At 61.4% G+C, this 21,631-nt stretch carries 20 protein-coding genes and 1 tRNA gene; 10 read left to right on the top strand and 11 right to left on the bottom strand.

Translation table 11 applies throughout. From position 1 onward, the window contains the following. Positions 1 to 15: 15 nt before the first annotated feature. On the top strand, positions 16 to 987 hold the full coding sequence (locus tag RA302_RS15855) for a tetrahydrofolate dehydrogenase/cyclohydrolase catalytic domain-containing protein (RefSeq protein WP_058227008.1): 972 nt from the start codon (positions 16 to 18) through the stop codon (positions 985 to 987). Between the two features lie 111 nt (positions 988 to 1,098). On the opposite strand, the gene RA302_RS15850 is transcribed toward RA302_RS15855, so the two are convergent. Together RA302_RS15850 and RA302_RS15845 are read right to left on the bottom strand one after the other, a co-directional pair. Further along, a complete protein-coding gene (locus tag RA302_RS15850) occupies positions 1,099 to 1,731 on the bottom strand; it encodes a hypothetical protein (RefSeq protein WP_070161404.1) in 633 nt (210 codons plus the stop codon). A 75-nt stretch (positions 1,732 to 1,806) separates the two neighbouring features. Continuing rightward, positions 1,807 to 1,883: transfer RNA gene (locus RA302_RS15845), tRNA-Leu, on the bottom strand. A 107-nt stretch (positions 1,884 to 1,990) separates the two neighbouring features. On the opposite strand from RA302_RS15845, the gene RA302_RS15840 reads away from it, so the two are divergent. Together RA302_RS15840 and RA302_RS15835 are read left to right on the top strand one after the other, a co-directional pair. Further along, positions 1,991 to 2,608 carry an ANTAR domain-containing response regulator gene (locus RA302_RS15840; protein ID WP_003944029.1) on the top strand — a complete coding sequence of 206 codons (618 nt, stop codon included), beginning with the start codon at positions 1,991 to 1,993 and terminating at the stop codon, positions 2,606 to 2,608. A gap of 208 nt (positions 2,609 to 2,816) precedes the next feature. Further along, on the top strand, positions 2,817 to 4,148 hold the full coding sequence (locus RA302_RS15835; RefSeq protein WP_003944031.1) for an ABC transporter substrate-binding protein: 1,332 nt from the start codon (positions 2,817 to 2,819) through the stop codon (positions 4,146 to 4,148). Positions 4,149 to 4,204: 56 nt separating this feature from the next. Here the strand turns inward: RA302_RS15835 and RA302_RS15830 are convergent, their stop codons facing one another. The 4 genes from RA302_RS15830 to RA302_RS15815 are packed head-to-tail and all read right to left on the bottom strand — an operon-like array spanning position 4,205 to position 8,334. Next, on the bottom strand, positions 4,205 to 5,011 hold the full coding sequence (locus RA302_RS15830) for an ABC transporter ATP-binding protein (RefSeq protein WP_007728720.1): 807 nt from the start codon (positions 5,009 to 5,011) through the stop codon (positions 4,205 to 4,207). Then, on the bottom strand, positions 5,008 to 6,036 hold the full coding sequence (locus RA302_RS15825) for an ABC transporter ATP-binding protein (protein ID WP_029255470.1): 1,029 nt from the start codon (positions 6,034 to 6,036) through the stop codon (positions 5,008 to 5,010). The genes RA302_RS15830 and RA302_RS15825 overlap by 4 nt, the downstream gene beginning before the upstream one ends. Beyond that, the gene (locus RA302_RS15820; protein ID WP_003944088.1) at positions 6,029 to 7,018 is read right to left on the bottom strand and encodes a branched-chain amino acid ABC transporter permease; all 990 of its coding nucleotides are present in this window, start codon (positions 7,016 to 7,018) and stop codon (positions 6,029 to 6,031) included. Before RA302_RS15820 ends, RA302_RS15825 begins: the two co-directional genes overlap by 8 nt. Positions 7,019 to 7,023: 5 nt before the next feature. Continuing rightward, positions 7,024 to 8,334, bottom strand: coding sequence for a branched-chain amino acid ABC transporter permease (locus tag RA302_RS15815; protein WP_231783556.1), 1,311 nt, complete (start codon positions 8,332 to 8,334; stop codon positions 7,024 to 7,026). 303 nt (positions 8,335 to 8,637) lie between these two features. Between RA302_RS15815 and polA the strand changes: the two genes are divergently transcribed. Then, positions 8,638 to 11,385 carry a DNA polymerase I gene (polA, locus tag RA302_RS15810; protein WP_007728727.1) on the top strand — a complete coding sequence of 916 codons (2,748 nt, stop codon included), beginning with the start codon at positions 8,638 to 8,640 and terminating at the stop codon, positions 11,383 to 11,385. Positions 11,386 to 11,443: 58 nt separating this feature from the next. Here the strand turns inward: polA and trxA are convergent, their stop codons facing one another. Both trxA and RA302_RS15800 read right to left on the bottom strand, forming a co-directional pair. Further along, a complete protein-coding gene (trxA, locus tag RA302_RS15805; RefSeq protein WP_003944106.1) occupies positions 11,444 to 11,815 on the bottom strand; it encodes a thioredoxin in 372 nt (123 codons plus the stop codon). Between the two features lie 74 nt (positions 11,816 to 11,889). Beyond that, the gene (locus tag RA302_RS15800) at positions 11,890 to 12,885 is read right to left on the bottom strand and encodes a helix-turn-helix domain-containing protein (RefSeq protein ID WP_003944097.1); all 996 of its coding nucleotides are present in this window, start codon (positions 12,883 to 12,885) and stop codon (positions 11,890 to 11,892) included. Between the two features lie 213 nt (positions 12,886 to 13,098). Here RA302_RS15800 and RA302_RS15795 point away from each other — a divergent pair, with 213 nt between their 5' ends. Then, entirely contained in the window at positions 13,099 to 14,028 is a 930-nt protein-coding gene (locus tag RA302_RS15795; RefSeq protein WP_064112540.1) for a DMT family transporter, read from the top strand. On the opposite strand, the gene RA302_RS15790 is transcribed toward RA302_RS15795, so the two are convergent. Next, positions 13,973 to 14,548, bottom strand: a complete 576-nt coding sequence (locus tag RA302_RS15790; protein ID WP_007728733.1) for a 2'-5' RNA ligase family protein — start codon at positions 14,546 to 14,548, stop codon at positions 13,973 to 13,975. The two genes, RA302_RS15795 and RA302_RS15790, sit on opposite strands and share 56 nt — an antisense overlap. On the opposite strand from RA302_RS15790, the gene RA302_RS15785 reads away from it, so the two are divergent. The 4 genes from RA302_RS15785 (at position 14,514) to RA302_RS15770 (ending at position 18,404) form a co-directional block, all read left to right on the top strand. Further along, a complete protein-coding gene (locus tag RA302_RS15785) occupies positions 14,514 to 15,611 on the top strand; it encodes an isocitrate/isopropylmalate dehydrogenase family protein (protein WP_039972997.1) in 1,098 nt (365 codons plus the stop codon). The two genes, RA302_RS15790 and RA302_RS15785, sit on opposite strands and share 35 nt — an antisense overlap. Before the next feature lie 242 nt (positions 15,612 to 15,853). After that, a complete protein-coding gene (locus RA302_RS15780; protein ID WP_228232724.1) occupies positions 15,854 to 16,690 on the top strand; it encodes an ABC transporter substrate-binding protein in 837 nt (278 codons plus the stop codon). Continuing rightward, positions 16,690 to 17,646: an amino acid ABC transporter permease gene (locus RA302_RS15775; protein ID WP_003944035.1), complete on the top strand. Its 957-nt coding sequence runs from the start codon at positions 16,690 to 16,692 to the stop codon at positions 17,644 to 17,646. The genes RA302_RS15780 and RA302_RS15775 overlap by 1 nt, the downstream gene beginning before the upstream one ends. Beyond that, positions 17,643 to 18,404, top strand: a complete 762-nt coding sequence (locus tag RA302_RS15770) for an amino acid ABC transporter ATP-binding protein (protein WP_003944053.1) — start codon at positions 17,643 to 17,645, stop codon at positions 18,402 to 18,404. The genes RA302_RS15775 and RA302_RS15770 overlap by 4 nt, the downstream gene beginning before the upstream one ends. Positions 18,405 to 18,407: 3 nt before the next feature. Here the strand turns inward: RA302_RS15770 and RA302_RS15765 are convergent, their stop codons facing one another. After that, entirely contained in the window at positions 18,408 to 19,253 is an 846-nt protein-coding gene (locus tag RA302_RS15765; protein WP_064112545.1) for a class I SAM-dependent methyltransferase, read from the bottom strand. 337 nt (positions 19,254 to 19,590) lie between these two features. Between RA302_RS15765 and rpsA the strand changes: the two genes are divergently transcribed. Then, entirely contained in the window at positions 19,591 to 21,078 is a 1,488-nt protein-coding gene (rpsA, locus tag RA302_RS15760) for a 30S ribosomal protein S1 (RefSeq protein WP_003944095.1), read from the top strand. A 179-nt stretch (positions 21,079 to 21,257) separates the two neighbouring features. Here the strand turns inward: rpsA and RA302_RS15755 are convergent, their stop codons facing one another. After that, on the bottom strand, positions 21,258 to 21,473 hold the full coding sequence (locus RA302_RS15755; protein ID WP_003944056.1) for a hypothetical protein: 216 nt from the start codon (positions 21,471 to 21,473) through the stop codon (positions 21,258 to 21,260). Between the last annotated feature and the right edge of the window lie 158 nt (positions 21,474 to 21,631).

Below are 21,631 nucleotides of genomic sequence, written 5' to 3'. Positions count from 1 at the left end.
TGTGAAGGGGGATTCATGTCTACCGAGAATCGGCCTACCGAAAACGTCTCTACCAAGAATCTGTCGACCCAGACCGCGCCCGCTCGAATAATCGACGGACGCGCAATTGCCGATGCTGCGCTCGCGGACCTGTCAGTGCGCACCAGGCAGTTTCGTGATGAGGCGGGGCACGTTCCTTGCCTGGCCGCCGTCATCGTGGGAGCGGACCCGGCCTCGAAGGCGTATGTACAGATGAAGGCCAAACGATCTGTCGCCGTCGGAATGACGTCGCGGACGGTCGAACTCCCGGTGAGTACAACCACCGAAGAACTGGTCGACGTGCTGAGAGCGTTGTCGGCGGACCCTTCGATCGACGGCATACTGCTGCAACACCCGGTGCCAGGCCACATCGACGAACGGGCCGCGTTCGATGCCATCTCGGCCGACAAAGACGTTGACGGCGTTACCTCGGCAGCGTTCGCGGCAATGGCGTTGACCGGTGGGGGATTCGAATCATGTACACCGAGTGGCATCCTGCGCCTCCTCGACGCCACAGGCGTCGAACTCACCGGAAAGCATGCTGTCGTGGTCGGCCGAAGCCCGATACTCGGATTGCCGATGGGAATGCTCCTCCTGCGTCGAGGCGCAACGGTGACGTACTGCCATTCGCGAACCGTCGACCTGGCCGCCCACGTCGCCTCGGCAGACGTCGTCATCGCGGCCGTCGGTGTTCCGGAACTGATCAAAGGGGCGTGGATCAAGCCTGGGGCAGTGGTGATCGATGCGGGGTACAACGAGGGCAACGTCGGAGACGTGGAGTACGCCGCTGCGCTCCCACATGCCGGTGCGATCACACCAGTGCCGGGTGGCGTCGGCCCCATGACGGTGGCAGTCCTGCTGGAACAAACACTGGCAGCAGCAGTTCGATCAGCGGACGTTCGGGCATGCAGTGAGAATCATGACAGTCGTGTTGAACCGGACCCCGCAATCGCCTCGGATCGATTGTGAGACCTCGGTTTCGAGACGGAGTATTCATCCGCCCCTCGATAACCGAATTACCGCGTCGAGCACCGCTGCGCTGGAATGGCTGAGCTGAGCGCGCAATTGGGTAATCGACAGTCAGCTGTGTGCTGTGGGGATGTCGATCGTCAACTGGGACGGTGAATCGGATGCCGATACGGTGTATGCCGGACGGATGTCGACCGTGCCGACAAACGACTGCAGGATCGCACTGTTCCTGGCTGCACTGTCTATGCGCGTGATGTTTTCGCCCTCGTGAGATACGGAGTTGAGCGACGAATCCGATTGGACTCCCATCAGGTCGACTTGAAGTATCGATCGACTTCCGACGTCCACGACTGTGCTGTCTCCCGCTCGGATTGCTTCGCTGACGTATTCGGTTTTCCAGAACACTGATCCATTTCCGTCGAATCGGTAGGTGATTCGGGTGAAACCGTCGTGATCGGTTACGTCGATCTCGGTCACGTCGACGCGCGGATTCGGTGAAGGGATCTCCGTGTCGTTCGGGAGCGGAGCAAGCGTGGAGATCTCGGTTGGTGGGGCATCGATCGGGGGAGTGCCGACCTGAACGGTGCCTGTCTGTGTTGCAGCATCGAGGACGGCCTGGGTGGAAGATTCGCCGGCAGTGCTGGATTCGCCGGCAGTATTGGATTGGCCGTCTGTTTGACACCCGGTGAGCAGCGCGAGAATCGATATGGCTCCGAGCAGAGCAATCAGCCGGTGACCGTTCATGGATCGAATCTAACGGCGGTCGATCTGGGGTACAGCCGAATGCCGAAACCTTGCGGTGCGGCCAGCTGCGGCAGGTGGTGCCCTCGGTGAGACTCGAACTCACACTGGACGGGTTTTGAATCCGTTTCCTCTGCCAATTGGGATACGAGGGCTTGTTGCGATGACTACATTAGAAGATGCGATTTCAATGTCAAACACCGGTACCCTCTAATCGTTCGCGTCTCGTGTCGGGGCGGTTCGATGGAGGAGGATGGTGGCCATGAATTCGCCGCAGCCGCAAGGCAATCAGCTCGCACCCCGTCGTGTTGTCGTCGCTGAAGACGAGGCGTTGATCCGCATGGATCTGGTCGAGATGCTCCGCGAAGAGGGCTACGACGTCGTCGGTGAGGCGGGTGACGGGCAGGTCGCGGTGGAGTTGGCCGAGTCGCTCAAGCCTGATCTGGTCATCATGGACGTGAAAATGCCCAGGAGAGACGGCATCGACGCCGCTTCGGAGATTGCCGCCAAACGCATCGCTCCTGTTGTCATTCTCACAGCGTTCAGTCAGCGCGAGTTGGTCGAGCGCGCACGCGATGCCGGCGCCATGGCTTACTTGGTCAAGCCGTTCTCGATCAGTGACCTCGTTCCCGCTGTCGAATTGGCGGTCAGTCGTTTCCGCGAGGTGACGGCGCTCGAGCGTGAGGTCGCTGATCTTTCGGACCGGCTCGAAGCACGCAAGCTGATCGAGCGAGCCAAGAGTGTTCTGATGGTTCGCCAAGCGCTCACCGAACCTGAGGCGTTCAAGTGGATTCAGCGCGCCGCGATGGATCGGCGCTCCACGATGAAGGCGGTCGCACAGGTCGTACTGGAAACTCTGGGCGGTGAACCGGACGCTTGAGCAAAGTGTCCGGGTTACCCGGTTGCTGCGTCGACCGTCGAAACGTCGCGCAGCGCTACAGCCGTGTAAACACTGTGCACCTTCAGATAACAGTCAGGTCACAGGGCTTTCTTGAAGGATCGCGAAACGGTTCCAAGGTCTAGCGTCTGATCCCACAGCGAGCGCCAGTTCGGGTGGCGCGAGCACCGGCTGATCTTAGGAGCGTGGGATGGCTAGACGAACACTTGTGCGTACTGCTGCAGTTCTCGGCGCGGCATCACTGGCACTTGCAGGCTGTAGCTCGGACAAGTCGGATGACTCGTCTTCGAGTGGCTCTACGTCCGGCGCTTCTGCCGCGACGACATCCGTCACGACTGATTGCACCCCGGAGCAGGCCAAGGCCGGCGCCACCCCGTCCACGGAAGCGCTGCGCATCGGCACGCTTCTTCCCGATACAGGCAGCTTGTCGTTCCTCGGGCCGCCGATGGTCGCGGGCACCCAGCTGGGAGTCAACGACGTCAATGCAGCCGGAGGCGTTCTCGGCCAACCGGTCCAGCTGATTCCCGGCGATTCGGGTGACACCACAACGGACACCGCCAATACCACCGTCGACCGCGAATTGGCTGCAGGCACTCAGGTCATCGTCGGCGCCGCGTCGTCTTCGGTCTCGCTCAAGGTGATCGACAAGATCGCCAGCGCAGGCGTCGTGATGTTCTCGCCTGCCAACACCTCGGACCAATTCGTCTGCTACCCAGACAAGGGCATGTACTTCCGCACCGCTCCGACGGACGTACTGCAGGCTCAGGCCGTCGCACAGCTCATTTCGGACGACGGTGGTCAGCGCGTAGCGATCATGGCCCTCAACGACCCGTACGGGACGGGTCTGGCGGACAACATCGAAAAGAATCTGATCGATTCGGGTGTCCCCTCCGATCAGATCGAGAAGATCATCTACGACCCGAACGCGCAGTCGTTCAACTCCGAAGTCGATCAAGTCAAGAACTTCAATCCGGATGCAGTGGCACTGGTGGGCTTCGAAGAGTCGGCGAAGATCATCACGCGCATGCACGAAGTGGGCATCGGCCCGTCGGACGGAATGGCGATGTACGGCGTCGACGGCAACATGGGCAACGCTCTCGGCGAATCCGTGGCGAAGCCGTTGCTCGACACCATGCAGGGAACGACGCCCCTGACGGACGTCGGAGCTGCCTTCCAGGATCGTCTGAAGGCTGTGAACCCCTCTCTGATCGACTTCAACTACGCCGGAGAGTCATACGACGCGGTGGTGATCTCAGCGCTCGCTGCCGAGCAGGCGAAGTCGACGGCCGGTACCGACATCGCGGCCAACATCAACAGCGTCACCGAAGGCGGCACCAAGTGCACGTCCTACGTCGAGTGCCTGCCGTTGGTGAAGGCGGGAACCGACATCGACTACGACGGCATCACCGGTGAGTTGGACTTCAACGATTCGGGGGAGCCGTCCATCGGTTCGTACGGAAAGCTCAAGTTCGGCCCTGAGAACACCCTGACCACAGAAGGATTCGTGGTGGTGGGCAAGTAAGCAGCCAAGGAGAATGGGCCAGGGTCTCGCGACCCTGGCCCATTCTCGTGTCTGTCCTACTTCTCTTTGCTTCCGGCAAGCGTTCCCAAGTACAGCTCGATCACCTTGGGGTCGTTCATCAGATTGGCGCCGGTGTCGGTGTACGCGTTCTTACCCTGATCGAGTACGTAACCGCGGTCGCAGATCTGAAGGCAGCGGCGCGCGTTCTGCTCGACCATGATGACCGAGACACCGGCAGCATTGATCTTCTTGCAGCGGATGAACACCTCGTCCTGGAACATGGGGGACAGGCCCGCGGACGGTTCGTCGAGCAGCAGCACCGACGGATCCATCATCAGGGCCCGGCCCATCGCGACCATCTGGCGTTCGCCACCCGAGAGTGCGCCGGCCTTCACCTTTCGTCGTTCACTCAGAAGAGGGAATAGTTCACTCACGAAGGCGAATCGTTCCGCGAATGCCTTGGGACGCAGATAAATGCCCATTTCGAGGTTTTCTTCGATGGTCAGAGTCTGAAAGACGTTCTGCGTTTGAGGGACGTACCCGACTCCCTTCTGAACGAGGACGTGAGCGGGCGCAGACGTGATGTTGTCCTCGCGTAGGGTGACCGACCCTTCGCGTACCGGTATCAGTCCGAACAGTGATTTCAGGAGTGTCGATTTGCCTGCGCCGTTCGGTCCGATGATCCCGACGATTTCCCCTTCCTTCAGGAAGAAGTTGCATTCACGCAGGATGTTGACGCCGGGAATGTAGCCCGCGACGAGGCTGTCGGCGCGGAGCAGGGCACCTGCCGACAGTCGCTGATGCTCCTCGGCCGTCGCGGCGAACTCTGCAGGCGTGAGTGAACGTGCGTGGTTCTCGCTCATGGCTTCTCGTGCCTTCCGCGCGGTTCCTCGGGACTCGATTCCAGCGTCGCGGCGAGATCGGCCGGAAGGTTGTCGACGTCGGGTTCCGACAGGTCCCCGCCCGACTCGAGGGTTTCGACCTCGGCTTCAGCCAGGGCGGCGGCCAGAACGGCCGTCTCGCCCACCGGATTTCCGTTGTCGTCGAACTCGAGGGCCTGGTCATGGTGGCTGCCCAGATATGCGTCGACGACGGCTGTGTTGGACGAGAGTTCGTCCGGGGTGGATTCGGCGATGACGCTGCCCTGCGCCATGACCACCACCCAATCGCTGATGTCTCGGATCACGTCCATGTCGTGCTCGACGAACACGACGGTCATTCCGTCGTCGCGCAATGACTTGATGTGTCCGAGCAGGCTTTGCGTCAGAGCAGGATTGACCCCCGCCATCGGTTCGTCGAGCATCACCACCGAGGGCGAGGTCATGAGTGCGCGAGCCATTTCGAGCAGTTTGCGCTGCCCACCGGAGAGTGAACCGGCGAGGTCGTCTGCCTTGGTGTCGAGTTTGAATCGTGCGAGGAGTTCGTTGGCGCGTTCGGTGATCTCGCGTTCCTGGCCTTTCCAGATCCACGGGACGAGAGATGCAAAAATGCGTTCACCACGTTGGCCGGTGGCACCGAGACGTACGTTGTCCAGCACGGTGAGTTTGGAGAGCGCCTTGGTCAACTGGAACGTCCGTACCACTCCTTTCCTGGCTACCTGGTGGGGATACATGCGGCCCAGCGATTGACCGTCCATCGACCACGTACCGGTGTCCGGCCGGTCGAATCCGGTAAGGAGGTTGAAGAGCGTCGTTTTTCCGGCACCGTTTGGACCGATCAGACCCGTGATGCACCCTCGTTGAATCTCGAGGTGATCGACGTCGACGGCCTTGAGACCGCCGAACGTCCGCGAGACGTTGTCAGCGACCAACACCGGGTCGGGTTTCGCCGATCCGGGAAGGTGAGGAACGTCGGCAAAGATCTGTGCTCTGGTATCGGCGTCAAGCATTGAGTTGCACCTCCCGCTTGTTACCCAGTATTCCCTGCGGTCTGAAGACCATCAGGAGAGCAATCATCAATCCGAGCAGGACATACCTGGTGGCCCCGACCTGTTGTTCGGTCAGCGAGAGCAGCGGATTCTCGCCGGAGATCGCCTGACGCAGCAAGGCATCAGGGATGGCGAGGAGGAACCAGAACAACATTGCGCCGACCACCGGGCCGAACACCGTTGCCGCCCCGCCCAGAATCAGTGCGCCGAACGCGAAGAACGTCTGCGCGGTCGAGTAGAAGTCCGGGTTGATGGACTTGGTCTGCAAAGCGTTGAACACCCCGGCCAGACCACCGATCACGCCGCCGAGAACCAGCGCCTGCATCTTGTACACGAAAACGTTCTTGCCCAACGATCGCGCTGCGTCCTCGTCTTCGCGAACCGCCTTGAGGACGCGCCCCCACGGACTGTGCGTCAACAGGTAGACAAATCCGCACAAGATCAAGACCAGCGTCCACCCCACGACCATCGACCAGAGGTCGTCTCCGTAGAACTTCACGCCGAGAAATGAGTACTGCTTGGCCGAGTCGAAGGGGCTCAGTGCGGTGAACGGGTCTGCGAAACCGAACAGGCCATTGGTGGAACCGGTCACCGAATCCGACGCGGTCGAGCGGAAGATCAGACGCAAGATCTCCGAGGCCGCGATGGTCACGATGGCGAGATAGTCGGCGCGCAGACGCAGCGTCGGGATACCGAGCACGAGCGCGAGGAGCCCGGCTGCGGTGAGTCCGACGAGGATGCCGAGCCAGAGCGGCTGGTCGTAGGTCACGGTCATGATGCCGACGCCGTAGCCGCCGAGAAGGGCAAAACCGATCTGACCGAAATTGAGCAGCCCGGCGTAGCCGAAGTGCAGGTTCAACCCGATTGCCAACAGTGCGTAGAAGATTGCCGACGGCCCGATCAGCTGGGCGAAGGAAACCTGGAAAGCTCCCATGATGTCCATGTTCGTCACCCGATCCTTTGTCTGGATCCGAGGATGCCCTGGGGGCGAACCACGAGGATCACGATCAAGACGAGAAGTCCGCCGATGTATTTGAGGTCTGGGTTGATGATGAGCGTCGAGAGTTGGACCAGAAGTCCGACGATGACGCAGCCGAGTAGCGCCCCGTACGCGGTTCCCAGACCACCGAGGGTGATTCCGGCGAACATGAGCAGCAACAGTTTGAATCCCATTTCCCACTGGACGCGTCCGCCGAGTTCGGAGATGCCGAACAGCACACCGCCGAGGGCGGCCAATCCGCCGCCGAGACCCCAAACGAACATGATCACGCGCTCGACGTTGATTCCGGACGAAGCGGCGAGGTCACGATTGTCGGAGACGGCACGCATGGCCTTTCCGATGCGAGTCTTCTGCAGAAGCAGTGCGACGCCGACCAGGACGACCAGACTGACGATCATGACTATCGCGTTGGCGTCGGTCAGTGCGATCGGGCCCCAGTTCTTCTCGACCTGGCCCTGGTAGTCGTCGAACGGTTCTGCGCGGTCGGAGAAGAAGATCAGGATCAAGTAACGCAATGAAATCGCGAGACCGATCGAGACCACCAATTGCGCGATCAACCCGGTCTTGCGCTTACGCAGTGGTTTCCAGACGATTCCGTTGGTCAGCAGGCCGATGCCGATGCCGACGAAGATCGCGAGGATCGTGGCGGGAATCAGCGGAACGCCGAAGGACGTGTTGATCACCCAGGCAGCAACGGCTCCCAACGTCACCATCTCGCCGTGAGCGAAGTTGGTCAGGCCAGTGGTGCCGTAGATCAGGCTCAAACCCACACCGGCGATCGCGATCACGAGGCCGAACCGCAGACCGTCGACCGTCGTGCGGATCAGCTTCTCGCCGAAGCTGACATTCGAGGCGGTACGTACCTCGCCGAACGAGAAGATCACGGTGTTCGCGCGGCCGGCCACCACCTCGCGTTCGACAGCGGCTTGCACACTGACCCCGTCGGGAAGTGTGTCGGCAACGATCTCGAAGGCGTAGGTGCCCGGTGCCACGGCCAGTTCCCAACGGCCGTTCGATGCCGATTCTCCGGTGGCGACTTCCGTGCCGGAAGAATCGAGCGCACGGACGGTGACGCCCTCGAGGCGTGTGCCACCGTTGTTGAGATTTCCGCTGACGGGGACAGCGTTGTCGGGAACCGGTGCTGTCGGTGTTGCGGATGCTGTCGGGGTCGGCGGTGTAGGGGAAGTGGTCGGTTCCTGAGCCGAAGCAGTTCCGGCCAGGCTGAGTAATGCGAAGAACGTCAGTAATGCAAAGGCCAGTAGTCGGCTGAGTGTCGCGAGGGTCTGCCGTTTCACTACGGGTGGGGCCACGTACGTCCTCCGAGCGGGTCGGGAATAGCGCGTCTGGACAAAGGTGCCGCGCAGCAGAGGGATTGTTTCGCTGCTGCGATTTCCGGACTCTAACGGCTCCGTTCGCTTCAGATGGGGTTCTGAGATTTCCGGGATGTTTCGGTTCCGTATCGAAGGCCGAAGGCTGCATCAATTGTCCGATTCTTGTGTCTGTTCCTGCGTAAACAACGGCGAAGGCGTCGATGTCGGTCGCGATCCCTAGACTGATGAACCGTGAGCCCCGCAACCACAACTCGGTCCAGCACGTCCACCGCTCCAGCCGGCACCACCGGCAAGGCGGACGATCGCCCTCTCTTGATGCTTCTCGACGGGCATTCGTTGGCGTTTCGCGCCTTCTACGCGCTGCCTGCAGAGAACTTCAAGACACACAGTGGGCAGGCCACCAACGCGGTGTACGGCTTCACGTCGATGTTGATCAACCTTCTTCGTGACGAGCAGCCCACCCACCTGGCCGCGGCCTTCGACGTGTCGCGTCAGACGTTTCGCGCCGACCTGTTCCCCGAATACAAGGCGCAGCGCGCGAAGGCTCCGGACGAATTCAAGGGCCAGATCGACATCACCAAGGACGTTCTCGGCGCGCTGGGCATCCCGGTCATGGCCGAGGAAGGTTTCGAAGCCGACGACGTGATCGCCACCTTGACCACGCAGGCGGAGGCCCTCGGATACCGGGTTCTCGTCGTGACCGGTGACCGTGACTCGCTGCAACTGGTGACCGACAACGTCACTGTGCTCTACCCGAAGAAGGGTGTCTCGGAGCTCACCCGATTCACGCCGACGGCCGTAGAGGAGAAGTACAGCCTCAGCCCGGCGCAGTATCCCGATTTTGCTGCACTGCGCGGCGACCCGAGTGACAACCTCCCCGGCATCCCCGGCGTCGGCGAGAAGACCGCCACCAAGTGGATCCGTGAGTACGGCGACCTGCAGGGACTGGTCGACAACGTGGACAAGGTCCGCGGCAAGGTGGGCGACTCACTGCGGGAGAACCTCGCGAACGTCCTGCTCAATCGTCAGCTCACCGAAATGGTTCGCGACGTTCCCTTGCCGTACACGCCCGAGCAGTTGGTGTTGGCCCCGTGGGACCGCGAGAAGATTCATGCGTTGTTCGACGATCTCGAGTTCAAGGTTCTCCGCGATCGACTGTTCGCGACCCTGTCGTCGTCCGAGCCCGAAGCAGAGGAAGGGTTCGAGGTCAGCGGCGACGCACTCGCCCCGGGTGCGGTTGCCGCGTGGCTCGACGCCCACGCACGAACCGGTGAGCGTCACGGCGTGACGGTGCTCGGAACCAGAACTCCGTTTGCCGGCGACGTCACTGCACTCGCGATCGCGGCCTCCGACGGTGAATGTGCATACATCGCGGCGTCGACGGCAACACCGGAAGACGAAGCAGCTCTCGGTGATTGGCTCGCCGACGCATCACAGCCGAAGGCGCTGCACGAAGCCAAGTGGGCGATCCATGCTCTGCGTGGGCGCGGTTGGACGCTCGGTGGACTGACCAGCGACACTGCTCTGGCCGCGTACCTCGTCCGGCCGGGCCAGCGCAGCTTCAATCTCGACGACCTCTCGCTCCGCTACCTCAAGCGTGAACTGCGCGCCGAAACATCCGGCCAGGAACAGCTTTCACTGCTCGACGACACCGAACAGCTCGATGCCGAAGCGGCCGAGACCGCGATGCTCAGCGCTCAGGCCGTTCTCGACTTGGCGGCTGCACTGGACACCGAGTTGGAGTCGATCGAATCCAAGTCGCTCCTCTCCGACATGGAACTGCCGTTGACGATCGAGCTCGCTCAGATCGAGGCCACCGGCATCGCCGTCGACAGCGCGCATCTGCACGATCTTCAGAGCCGTTTCGCCTCCCAGGTCGCCGACGCCGCAAACTCGGCCTACGAGGTGATCGACAAGCAGATCAACCTGGGTTCGCCGAAGCAGCTGCAGGTGGTCTTGTTCGAAGAACTCGACATGCCCAAGACGAAGAAGACGAAGACGGGCTACACCACCGACGCCGAGGCGTTGCAGGGTCTGTTCGACAAGACAGGACACCCGTTCCTCGAACACCTTCTCGCGCACCGTGATGCGACGCGTATGAAGGTGACCGTCGACGGTCTTCTCAAGGCCGTAGCCGAAGACGGACGCATTCACACGACGTTCAATCAGACGGTTGCCGCGACCGGACGCCTGTCGTCGACCGATCCGAACTTGCAGAACATCCCGGTGCGAAACGACGCGGGGCGCGAGATTCGCGACGGATTCGTAGTCGGGCAGGGGTTCGACGTTCTGCTCACTGCCGACTACAGCCAGATCGAAATGCGCATCATGGCGCACGTGTCAGGCGACGAGGGGCTGATCGAGGCATTCAACACCGGTGAGGACCTGCACAGCTTTGTCGGCTCGCGTGCATTCGGTGTACCGATCGAAGAGGTGACTCCTGAACTGCGTCGCCGGGTCAAGGCGATGTCGTACGGTCTGGCCTACGGGCTCAGTGCCTACGGATTGGCGTCGCAGCTGAAGATTTCGACCGAAGAAGCGAAGCAGCAGATGGATGCGTACTTCGCTCGTTTCGGCGGCGTGCGGGATTACCTCCACGCGGTGGTCGAGCAGGCACGTAAGGACGGCTACACCTCGACGCTCTACGGTCGTCGTCGCTACCTGCCGGACCTCAACAGCGACAACCGTCAACGTCGTGAGGTTGCCGAACGTGCTGCCCTCAATGCGCCGATCCAGGGCACTGCGGCCGACATCATCAAGGTGGCGATGATCAACGTGCAGAAGGCTCTCGCCGACGCCGGATTGAAGTCGCGCATGCTGTTGCAGGTGCACGACGAATTGGTGCTCGAAGTGGTTGCCTCCGAGTTGGAGGAGGTCACCGCGCTGGTCAAGGACAAGATGGCCACAGCCATCGAGCTGTCAGTACCTCTGGATGTTTCGGTGGGAACCGGTCGAAGCTGGGACAGCGCGGCTCACTAGGCAGCAACGAAAAAGGCTGGGCCGGAATCGACTTCGATTCCGGCCCAGCCTTTTCACGCTATTCAGCAGATGCGGTCTGCTCTGCGATCTGCTTGCGGACCTCGTCCATGTCGAGTGCCTTGACCTGAGTGACGAGCTCTTCGAGCTGAGCGGCGGGAAGCGCGCCGGCCTGGTTGAACACGAGTACGCCTTCGCGGAAGGCCATGATCGTGGGGATGGAGCGGATGTTGGCGGCCGCTGCGATTCCCTGCTCGGCCTCGGTGTCGACCTTGGCGTGAACGACGTCGGCATGCTTCTCCGAAGAGGCTTCGAACGTCGGTGCGAACTGGCGGCACGGGCCGCACCAGGAGGCCCAGAAGTCCACGAGGACGACGTCGCTGCCGTTGATCGTTTCGTCGAAGTTCTGCTGGGTGAGTGTCTGGGTGGCCACAGGGGTCCTTTCCATTGTGCGGGCTGTTGGTGTGTGCAACGCCCCGGAACCGCTGATTCTTCCCTGAGCCGATTTCAGCTTGCGTTCTCGGTCGCCCGAAACGTCCGGCGGTAGGCCTGCGGCGTGGTGCAACGCAGACGAATGAAGTGCTGGCGAAGCACGGCACCGCCGCCGAATCCGACGCGTTCTGCGATGACGTCGACGGAGAGGTCGGAATTCTCGAGGAGGTGTTGGGCGGCCAGTACTCGCTGATCGCTGAGCCAGCGGGCGGGGGTTGTTCCCGTTTCCGCTTGGAAACGGCGCGCGAACGTGCGCGCGGACATGTTCGCGCGGGCCGCGACCATGCCCACAGTGAGGTCGAGGGCGAGGTTCTCCGTCATCCAGTCGAGGAGCGGGGCAAGGGTTGCACTCGGCGTCGAGGCGAGGGGAGTGGCAACGTACTGGGCTTGCCCACCGTCACGATGGGGCGGCACCACCATCCTTCTCGCGATGCCATTGGCAACGCGAGAACCCTGTTCTTTTCGGACGATGTGCAGGCACAGGTCGATTCCTGCCGCGGTGCCTGCGCTGGTGAACACCGGATCTTCGTCCACGTACAACACGTCCGGATCGACCTTGGCTTCCGGATATGTCTGGGCAAGCCTCTCTGCATGCCGCCAATGCGTCGTGCATCGCCTTCCGTCCAGTAGTCCAGCCGCCCCGAGGACAAACGCTCCGGTGCACAGACTCGCCACCTTGGCGCCCCGGGCTACGGCCTCGTTGAGTTTGACCAACAGGGGATCGACACTCGAGTCGGGACTCGGTGAGCACATGTATGCGTCGCCGGCGTCGTAGGTTCCGCCGGCGGACACGACGATGAGATCGGCGTCGTCGAGAGAATCGAGGTTGTACGGAACATCGATGTTGTACCCGAACCGCGTTCGGATCGGACCCGGAACCGCGGCGATCAGAGAGAAGTCGTACGTGGGGAGGCCGTCGTCGGATCGGTCGAAGCCGAAGACTTCACATGCCACGCCGAGTTCGAACGCCTCGGTCATCGGCATCAGTGGGACCACCACTTTCGCGAGCATCTTTCGAGTGTGACAGAAAAACAGGAAAGTGGCAGAAAATCGTCCAAGTCTGGCTTTTCTGCCACTACTGCCACGTGGGACATTCCGTCAGGCTGGACACATGGCAATCATCGTCGTCAGCGTCTTGGTCCTACTGGTCCTGAACGTACTAGCTCTTGCCGGCCGAACGCCCGACACTCGTCACGACGTCAGTCCGCACGGAGACTTCACCCTTTGAGGGCAAGTCTGGCCTTTCAATACACCGCAGCTGCGGTGGTGTGGGGAGCTAGTTTCCTCTTCATGAAGATCGGGCTCGAAGGTCTGTCCTTCACGCAGGTAGTTCTGTGGCGCTTGGTCTTCGGTGCGCTCGCGCTGGTTCTCGTGACATCGGTCAGCCGGATCGGCCTACCGAGGGACTTTCGCGTCTGGAAACACATGGCTTTTCTCGCAGCGACACAATGCATCGTGCCGTGGCTGCTGTTCAGTTGGGCGGAGCAAAACATGTCCTCGGGACTCGCGAGCATCTACAACGCCACCACGCCACTGATGACTATGGCTGTCTCCCTTGCCTTTCTGCCGGGGGAGACGCTGACGCGATACAAATCGCTGGGGTTGCTTCTCGGATTCGGTGGGGTGCTGATCGTATTGGCGCCGTGGAATCTCGGCGTCGGCGGAAGTGTCAGTTCTCAGGTCGCTTGCCTGGGAGCGACTGCGTCGTACGGGATTTCGTTTGTCTACCTCAGACGTTTCGTGCTTCCTCTCGGCGTCGACACCCGCACAGTCGCGCTATTACAGATCAGTATCGGAGCTTTCGTGATGGTTCTGGCCTCACCGGTCATCGCGAATACACCGATGCACGTGACGCCGGCAATTGTCCTGTCGATGATCGCTCTGGGCGCACTGGGGACCGGGCTCGCATTCATCTGGAACACCAATGTCGTTCAGGGGTGGGGGCCGACTGCGGCGTCCACCGTCACTTATCTCAGTCCAGTGGTGGGCGTCGCTCTCGGCGCAATAGTCTTGAACGAAAGCGTTGGCTGGAATCAGCCGGTTGGTGCACTCGCGGTGATCGCGGGAATCCTGGTGACCCGACGTGCAACCCGATCTGTCACAGCGGCGGCGTCAGTAACCACTCCGTCTTCTGTTCGCCGTCCCAGCGCCTGATCGCGCCGCAGCGCCCTTGAATCACGTCGGTGCCCAGCAGGGCGATGGCTTCACCCAGACGTGCAGGTTCGACGCGTCGGGCGAGCGTTACATGAGGCGTCCACGCGCCGGGCTCGACGTGGGCGGGAAGTGCCGTCGAGCCAACTGTTGACTCGGCTATTTCTCGGTGCAGGTGAAGGAGTGCGCGCGAAGGAATGACCGAGCGCGCCAAGACCATCTGCTTGCCGCCGAACACGACGTAGCCACCGAGTCGGACCTCGAAGTCCGGGGCCGAGAAGCGCCGCTTCAACAGTTCGTCGATCTCCGCGGGGATCTCACGGGCGACGAACAGCGTGATGTGCGGACGGTTGGACGGGCTGTGATGAGAGGCCTGACTCGGTAAACCGGCGTCGGCGAGTAGCTGCCATTGTGCTCGCACTGCCGACTCACTCATTGGATCGAGGAGCAATTCCACCGACTGGACCATGGTGAGCAATGATTGCCTGATGACAGGTGCGAGCGCAATCGGTACTTCGGCCATGCGGCTGGGGCTCATGCACGGCGACGGAATCGGCCACGAAATCGTCCCGGCGACACGGCAGATCGTGGATGCGGCGTTGTCAGCGGTTCATGCTCCGCCCGTCGAGTGGGTCGAGCTTCCGCTCGGGAGTACGGCCATCGACAGCCACGGCACGCCGATTCCCGACGAGACCATCGATGGGTTGGGGCAGCTGCAGGGTTGGATTCTCGGACCCCACGACAGTGCGTCCTATCCGGAGAGGTTTCGCGGACAACTCACACCCGGCGGCGTCATCCGGAAGAAGTTCGAGCTGTTCGCGAACATCCGACCGGCAGCGGCGTTCCCCGGTGTCAAGGCGATGGTCCCCGACATGGATCTGGTGATCGTCCGCGAGAACACCGAGGGGTTGTACGCGGATCGGAACATGGCAGTCGGCAGTGGTGAATTCATGCCGACGCCCGACATCGCGCTGGCCGTCGGTGTGTTCACCCGCGCTGCGTGTGAACGGATCGCACGCACTGCCTTCGCGTTGGCGTCGCGACGGCGCAATCACGTCACGATCGTCCACAAAGCCAACGTCCTCACACTGACCACCGGCCTGTTCCGTGACGCCTGCCGAACCGTCGCTGCGGAGTACCCACACGTAGTCGTCGACGACGAGCACGTCGACGCGATGGCGGCGCACCTGGTTCGGCGCGGCGGCGACTTCGATGTCGTGGTGACGGAAAACATGTTCGGCGACATCTTGTCGGATCTGGCGGGCGAGCTGTCCGGTTCACTCGGAACCGCGCCGTCGATCAACGCTTCCGAGACGCAGGTCATGGCTCAGGCTGCGCACGGTGCCGCACCCGACATCGCCGGGAAGAATCGGGCGAACCCGACGGCACTGTTCCTCTCGAGTGCAATGATGCTCGACTGGCTCGGTGATGCGCGTGGCGATCGGTTGTTGTCTGCGGCAGCACGCCGGATTTCAGATGCCGTTCGCACGACCATCGCGTCGGGCATCGCGACCGCCGACCTCGGCGGTTTGGCATCGACCAGCGAATTTTCCGAAGTCGTGTACGCACACACTCTGCGTCGCTGATTCTTGTACGACAGGCCGGAATCTTGCGAAGTCGGCGACGGTGGAACTCCTGCCGTAACCTACCGTTCGACTGAATTTCGGATGGACGTTGCAAGTGCGGCGATCGACGAGTGGAGAGCAGAGTCGTGGTCGATGAAAACGCACGGGCACCAAGGCCACGTGGCGTGAGTTATGGCTCGAGCAGTGGCGGGCGTATCCGCACCAACGTGGTGCGAGTCTTGTTGGTGGGCTTGATCGTCGCACTGTGCGGCGGGTGTGTGACCAACAACGAGGGCCTCGTTCCGGAGGGGCCGCCACTTGACATCCAGAAGGTGCCCGAGATCGCCGCCCTGTTGCCCCCGAACGTCAGGGAGTCGGGCAAGCTGCAGGTCGGGGTCAACATTCCTTACGCACCAAACGAATTCAAAGATGAGAATGGCAAAATCGTCGGCTTCGACGTCGACATCATGAACGCAGTGGCGACTGTGCTCGGGGTCGAAGCTGTCTATAACCAGGCCGACTTCGACAAGATCATCCCCGCTATCCAGTCGGGAAGCTACGACCTCGGCATGTCTTCGTTCACCGACTCCAAGGAGCGGGAGAAGTCGGTCGACTTCGTCACGTACTACAGCGCAGGTATCCAGTGGGCTCAGCGGCCGGACAATCCCGTGGACCCGAACAATGCGTGTGGGTTGCGAGTGGCGGTACAGACCACAACTACCGAGGACATCGACGAAGTACCCGCCAAGAGCGAGGCATGCGTTGCTGCGGGCAAGCCGCCCATCGAGAAGATCAAGTACGACAGTCAGGACGACGCGGCCAACGCACTCATCCTGGGTCGAGTCGACGCGTTGTCCGCTGATTCACCGGTGACCGGCTACGCGATCAAACGGAGTAAGGGGCGGATGGAAGCTGCGGGTCAGCCCTTTGATTCCGCGCCGTACGGCTGGCCGATCGTGAAGGGTTCCGCCCTCGGTCCCGCCCTGCAGCAGGCAATGCAGTACCTGATCGACAACGGTGTCTATCAACAGATCGCGCAGACCTGGAGTGTCGAGGCCGGCGTCATCGAAGTATCCAAGATCAACGGCGCGGAAAGCTGATGAACATGACAACAACTGAGACTGGCGATCCGGCGCCGATCAAGGCGATCCCACTGCGCAGACCGGGCCGATGGGTCGCAGCAGTCGTGGTGGTGGTCCTGGTAGGGCTCTTTATCTACGGTTCGGCGACCAATGAACAGTTCGGCTGGGCGACTTACCGCCAGTACCTCTTCGACGCTCGAATTTCGAAGGCCGCCTGGGTCACCATTCAACTGACAATTCTGTCGATGGCAGCCGCGATCGTTCTGGGCATCGTCCTCGCGGTAATGCGGCTGTCGCCGAACCCGGTGCTGAAGTCCGCTGCCTGGGTGTATTTGTGGGTCTTCCGCGGCACGCCCGTTTACGTCCAGCTCGTCTTCTGGGGTCTCTTCCCCTCCATATACAAGAGCATCGATCTCGGCGTTCCGTTCGTCCATCAGTTCGTGCATTTCGACATGCAGGATCTCCAGGCGGCGTTTCTCTTCGCAGTCATCGGACTCGCATTGAACGAGGCGGCGTACATGGCCGAAATCGTCCGTGCAGGTATCGCCTCGGTCAACGAAGGTCAGACCGAAGCGTCAGTGGCTTTGGGAATGACGTGGGGCCAGACGATGCGGCGAACGGTCCTTCCCCAGGCGATGCGGGTGATCATCCCACCGACCGGCAACGAATTGATCAGCTTGCTCAAGACGACTTCGCTGGTGACCGCAGTGCCGTTGAGTACCGAACTCTACGGACGAGCGAGAGACATATCCGGTGCAAATTTCGAGCCGATCCCACTCTTGATGGTCGCGGTTACGTGGTACCTCGCAATGACCAGTGTTCTCATGGTCGGCCAGTACTACGTCGAACGCCACTATTCGAAAGGGTCGACGAGGACGCTCACCACTCGCCAGCTTCAGGCACTCGCCGACGCACAGGGCAAAGAAACGGTAGTGGAGACACTCCCGGATATTCCAGGAGGAGAACGCAGATGACACCGATGGTCAAGGCAGACCGGGTCTGTAAGAACTTCGGCGCGCTCGAGGTTCTCAAAGGGGTCTCACTCGAAATCGATCCCGGCCAAGTTCTGTGCCTCGTCGGGCCGTCCGGGTCGGGCAAGTCGACGTTCTTGCGCTGCATCAATCACCTCGAGCAGGTCAACGCCGGCCGACTGTACGTCGACGGCGACCTGGTGGGCTACTCGGAGAAGAACGGAAAACTGTACGAACTTCACCCGCGAGCAGCGGCCAAACAGCGCCGCGACATCGGGATGGTGTTTCAGCACTTCAATCTGTTCCCGCACCGCACCGCTCTCGAGAACATCATCGAAGCGCCGACGCAGGTGAAGCGCGTCAGTAAGAAGAAGGCTGTCGAACGAGCGAAGGACCTCCTCGATCAGGTCGGGTTGAGCGCCAAAGCCAACGCCTACCCGGCCCAGTTGTCGGGTGGTCAGCAGCAAAGAGTTGCCATCGCCCGCGCTCTCGCGATGGACCCGAAGCTCATGCTGTTCGACGAGCCGACGTCCGCGCTCGACCCCGAACTGGTCGGTGAAGTTCTCACCGTGATGAAGCAGTTGGCCAAAGAAGGTATGACGATGGTGGTCGTCACCCACGAGATGGGATTCGCCCGCGAGGTCGCCGACCAGTTGGTGTTCATGGACGGGGGAGTTGTGGTCGAGGCAGGCGAGCCGCGGGAACTCCTGGCCAATCCTCAGCACGACCGGACCAAGGCTTTCCTGTCGAAGCTGCTGTAGCCGTCAGGGTTTGACGGCGCTGAAAATTGCAGTGCCCGGAAAGAGTTGGCCGCGCAGGGGACTCCACTGTCCCCATTCGCGGTCCAACCACTCCGGCCATTCGGGCTCGATGATGTCGCGCACCTGAAGTCCGGCGGCGACGATCTCACGAACCCGGTCGCCGATGGTGCGGTGATGCTCGACGTAGGTGGGGACTCCGTTGTCATCGACCTCGACATACGGGGTGCGGTCGAAGTAGGGGAGGGTCGCGGTCAAGCCCTTCGGCCCGGGATCGTCGGGGAAGATCCATCGAATCGGATGGTTGACGGCAAAGACCCACGATCCGCCGGGACGCAGAACCCGGGCGACTTCGTTCATCACTCGCTGCGAATCGGCAACGAACGGGACGGCGCCGAACGCGGAACAGACGATGTCGAAACTCCCGTCGGCAAACGGCAGGAGTTCCGCACTTGCCTGAATCAACGGGACTGCCGGTCCGCCGGCATTCATCGCGTCCTGCCCGCGGGCGAGCATCCCCATCGAGATGTCGAGACCGACGGCCCGAGCACCATGTCCGGCGAGCCATCGGGCACACGGTGCCGAGCCGCAACCCACTTCCAATATGTCTTTGTCGACTATGTCGCCGAGCAAGTGGTGATCGCCCTCGTGCAGCCCTTCGGGGCACCAGACGAATTCACCTTCCGCGCTGTTCACGCCCAGAAACTCGCCGTGGGTTCGGTGGTAATCGTCGGCGTCGGCGTCCCACCACGCACGGCTGGCGCGGTCGCTGGCACTCGAATCGACACGGACTCGGCCGACGCCGCTGGTACCGAGAATGGAATTGGCAGCGGCATGGCGCTCGTCAGACATGAACAACACAGTAGAACGGGTGATGCGGGCGCAGGGTACCCGGGTTTGCCCGGCAAGATAGCCGACGCGTAGTCTTACTCACGCGAGTGTCTGTCATCCGACCGATTGTCTATACGAGATCTTTACCAAGGTCTCGGAATCAGTCGGACCGAGGGAGCTCGCGGTGCGCTTCCGCGGTGTGGAATGTGATCCGGTATTCGGTTGTTCGTTATTGATGCAGCTGGGTACTTCGATCTAGTACTTCACAAAGTACTTCCAACATTTGTACGCCACAGTTGCGCATCTCGTCCGACAAAATCCATCAACCGACCACAACTCGTCCGGAGCAATTCAACATATGCCCTCCACAACCGTCACCTCGCCGCAGGTTGCCATTAACGACATTGGCTCCGCCGAGGACTTCCTCGCCGCCATCGATGCCACGATCAAGTACTTCAACGATGGCGACATCGTCGAAGGAACCATCGTCAAGGTCGACCGCGACGAGGTTCTGCTCGACATCGGTTACAAGACCGAAGGCGTCATCCCTTCTCGTGAGCTCTCCATCAAGCACGACGTCGACCCCAATGAGGTCGTCTCCGTGGGAGATGCGGTCGAGGCTCTCGTCCTCACCAAGGAGGACAAAGAAGGTCGACTGATCCTGTCGAAGAAGCGCGCTCAGTACGAGCGTGCCTGGGGCACCATCGAGGAGCTCAAGGAGAAGGACGAGGCCGTCAAGGGCACCGTCATCGAGGTCGTCAAGGGCGGCCTCATCCTTGACATCGGTCTTCGTGGCTTCCTCCCCGCTTCGCTCGTCGAAATGCGTCGCGTCCGCGACCTCCAGCCGTACGTCGGCAAGGAGATCGAGGCCAAGATCATCGAGCTCGACAAGAACCGCAACAACGTGGTCCTGTCGCGCCGCGCATGGCTCGAGCAGACTCAGTCCGAGGTTCGCAGCGAATTCCTGCACCAGCTCCAGAAGGGCCAGGTCCGCAAGGGCGTCGTGTCCTCCATCGTCAACTTCGGTGCATTCGTGGACCTGGGCGGCGTAGACGGTCTGGTTCACGTTTCCGAGCTGTCTTGGAAGCACATCGATCACCCGTCCGAGGTTGTCGAGGTCGGCACCGAGGTCACCGTCGAGGTTCTCGACGTCGACCTGGACCGCGAGCGCGTCTCCCTGTCGCTCAAGGCAACGCAGGAAGATCCGTGGCGTCAGTTCGCCCGCACGCACGCCATCGGCCAGATCGTGCCCGGCAAGGTCACGAAGCTGGTTCCGTTCGGTGCATTCGTGCGCGTCGAAGAGGGAATCGAAGGCCTCGTTCACATCTCGGAGCTCGCTGAGCGCCACGTCGAGGTTCCGGACCAGGTTGTCGGCGTCGGCGACGATGCACTCGTCAAGGTCATCGACATCGACCTCGAGCGTCGTCGTATCTCGCTGTCGCTGAAGCAGGCCAACGAGGATTACAACGCCGAGTTCGATCCGTCCAAGTACGGCATGGCCGACTCGTACGACGAGCAGGGCAACTACATCTTCCCCGAGGGCTTCGATCCCGAGACCAACGAATGGCTCGAGGGCTTCGACAAGCAGCGTGAAGAGTGGGAGAACCGCTACGCCGAGGCTGAGCGTCGCCACAAGATGCACACCGCTCAGATGGAGAAGACCGCTGCAGACGAGGCCGCTGAGGCTGCCACCGCTGCTGCCGGCTACTCCTCGGAGACGGCTGCTGCAGACGACGCCGAGGCTCCGGCTGCTGCCGGCTCCGCTCCGGCCGAGTCCGCTGGCGGATCGCTTGCCAGCGATGCACAGCTCGCCGCACTTCGCGAGAAGCTGTCGGGCAACGCATAAGGATTACCGCTTGATCTGATCAGGCGAGATCTGTGAAGAACCCCGCCCCTGCACGTGCAGGGGCGGGGTTCTTCTCTCTGCCAGGTGTCACTTGCGAGCGAAGAATCAATTCAGTGAGTGAACACAAAAATGACCGGCACCGAAGGGTTGCCGGTCATTTTGTACTTCGTGAAGAGAACTCAGTTTGCGGGAGCAGGCACCCAGTAGGTGGCGGTCGCTTCGGCTGTGCGCTTACGCATCGACGCGAAGCTGTGTCGGCCTTGGCTCACGAGCATCGTGAACCACGTACGACGGTGCTCTGCCAGGGCAAAAGCAACTTCGGGAAACTCTATGCAGTGCACGCCGTTCGGCATTCCGAGGCGGTGCTGACCGTGATGGTCGCGATCTGCTCGCATGGCGTCCACTTTCTCGAGAAGGTGCAGGTACAGGTGCGTTCGCTAGAACATAACCGCACGGTCACCGAAATTGTGGTATTTGAGCCTCGAACGCCCCGGCGTGTTCGATCAGTAGGCGTGTCTGAATCTCTCGGGCGCGGAGATGAGAGACTGTCGAG

Origin of the sequence: Rhodococcus sp. DN22, assembly GCF_036669995.1 — a bacterium.
Classification (GTDB): Bacteria; Actinomycetota; Actinomycetes; order Mycobacteriales; family Mycobacteriaceae; genus Rhodococcus_F; species Rhodococcus_F erythropolis.
This window is presented reverse-complemented; position numbering and strand designations above follow the sequence as displayed.